The sequence below is a fragment of the Rhodoplanes roseus genome, from assembly GCF_003258865.1.
Classification (GTDB): domain Bacteria; phylum Pseudomonadota; class Alphaproteobacteria; order Rhizobiales; family Xanthobacteraceae; genus Rhodoplanes; species Rhodoplanes roseus.
In genome coordinates this window covers 1-278 of sequence record NZ_NPEX01000791.1, presented here as the reverse complement: position 1 = coordinate 278, position 278 = coordinate 1, and the positions used below count along the sequence as shown (strand labels likewise).

1 protein-coding gene is annotated in these 278 nt (G+C 62.9%); it reads right to left on the bottom strand.

Features of this window, described 5'->3' with window-relative positions:
- On the bottom strand, nucleotides 1-278 hold a 278-nt coding region (locus CH341_RS32425), incomplete at both ends, for a phage holin family protein (RefSeq protein ID WP_170149913.1).

Genomic DNA, 278 nt, shown 5'->3' with positions numbered 1-278 from the left:
GAAGCGAGCGCTGCATCCGGTCATAGGTGTCGTGCGCGGTGGCGCTCATCTCGCTGAGAGGCTGTTCGACCGAACGTGCCTGCTCGCGGTGAGGCCTCAAGGCCAGAAGTATGACGATAAGCCCGATGACGAGGAGCACGGCGCCGATCACGCCCGCGGACACAAGCGAACCCCACAGGCTGGAGAGCCAGATATGCAGCGTCACCAGTCCGAAACCGAGGGCATAAAGCAGAATAACGGCGCCGATCGCCAGGAGAATGGCCTGCCGCGCCATGACA